Source organism: Pseudomonas sp. EGD-AK9, assembly GCF_000465935.2.
In the GTDB taxonomy this organism is placed as follows: Bacteria; Pseudomonadota; Gammaproteobacteria; order Pseudomonadales; family Pseudomonadaceae; genus Aquipseudomonas.
The window spans coordinates 1-1,414 of sequence record NZ_AVOF01000550.1; the positions used below are offsets into that span (position 1 = coordinate 1).

Annotated in this window: 2 protein-coding genes; one reads left to right on the top strand and one right to left on the bottom strand. The window is 69.3% G+C overall.

Annotated elements, in window-relative coordinates:
• Positions 1–68: 68 nt before the first annotated feature.
• Positions 69–833 (top strand): precorrin-6A synthase (deacetylating), encoded by a 765-nt coding sequence (cobF, locus tag N878_RS20405; protein ID WP_021445391.1) that lies wholly within the window; start codon positions 69–71, stop codon positions 831–833.
• Between the two features lie 170 nt (positions 834–1,003).
• Here the strand turns inward: cobF and N878_RS20410 are convergent.
• A partial coding sequence (locus N878_RS20410; protein ID WP_021445392.1) for a LysR substrate-binding domain-containing protein occupies positions 1,004–1,414 on the bottom strand: 411 nt, incomplete at its 5' end.

The window sequence follows — 1,414 nt, forward strand, 5'->3', positions numbered from 1 at the left end:
CTGGGCGCCGACTACCACCATATCGACGACCTGGCGCCCGGCGTGCCGGGGCGCACCTGGAGAACCCCATGAAAACCCTGCTGCTGGTCGGCATCGGCGCCGGCGACCCGGACTACATCACCGTCCAGGCGATCAAGGCGCTGCGCCGCAGCGACCTGATCTTGCTGATGGACAAGGGCCCGGCCAAGCACAAGCTCAACGCCCTGCGCCGGGAGATCTGCGCGCGTTTCCTCGACGGCCACACGCCGCGTTTCGCCGAAGGCCTGCAGCCGGAGCGCGAGCGCGACGCCGCCGACTACCGCGCCAGCGTCGACGAGCTCAACCGCGACAAGCAGGCGGTGTTCGAGCAACTGATTGACCAGCAGCTGGCCGATGGCGAAACGGCCGCCTTGATGGTCTGGGGCGACCCGTCGCTGTACGACAGCAGCATCCGCATCGCCGAGGCCATCGCCGCCAGTCGCAGCGATTTCGCCTTTGAGGTGATCCCCGGCATCACCAGCCTGCAGGCGCTGACCGCGCGCCACCGCATCCCGCTCAACAGCATCGGCCGCGCCGTGGAAATCACCACCGGCCGCCTGCTCGCCGAAGGCTGGCCGCCGGGGGTGGACAGCGTGGCGGTGATGCTCGACGCCAAGGACAGCTACCGCCGTTTCGTCGGCCAGGGCCTTGCCATCTACTGGGGCGCCTACGTCGGCACCAGCGATGAAATCCTCATCGCCGGCCCGCTGGACGAGCTGGCCGAGCGCATCGCCAGCACCCGCGCCGCGGCGCGCGAGCGCAATGGCTGGATCATGGACAGCTATCTGCTGCGCAAAGAGGGGGCGCAGGAGTGAATTGGAGAGGGTGGACAAGCAGCGCCTTATCCCCCTGCGCATGGTCCATGTGTCGGGTGGAAAACCGCGAAGCCTTCTCCACCATCATCCGGTCGGCTGCGTCACCCCGTCTTGCAACCCAGCAGGGTGGTCGGTCAGCCCCCAGGCACCGCTGGCCGCAGCCAGGCGGTTCAGTGGCGAGCGCCCTGTGGAAAACGCGCCGGATCGGCAAAGCAGGCGTGCAGGTGATCGAACACCAGGCGCACGCGGGGTGACACAGGGCCTTGCTGCGGGCGGTAGATGAACAGCTGCCAGGGATCGGGCGCCTGTTCTTCCAGCACCGCCTGCAGGCGGCCGCTTTCCAGGTACGGCTGGGCCAGGTAGGCGGGCAACTGGCCGTAGGCCAGGCCGGCGAGCACGGCTTCCAGCTCGGCTTCGGGGTCGTCGCACACCAGCGCCGGTGAGGGCGGATGCAGGCTGGGCCCCTGGGCGAAGGTCCAGGGCCAGGGGCGACCGTTCTTGCGGTCGATCAGCACCGACAGCGGCCGCTGTTGCAGGTCGTCGAGGGTGCGCGGCGCGCCGCCGGCGGCGATCAGCTCCGG

What these genes read in the sequence shown, in the direction of transcription:
- cobF (WP_021445391.1), top strand. Translation starts at nt 69, where the DNA reads ATGAAAACCCTGCTGCTGGTCGGCATCGGCGCCGGCGACCCGGACTAC.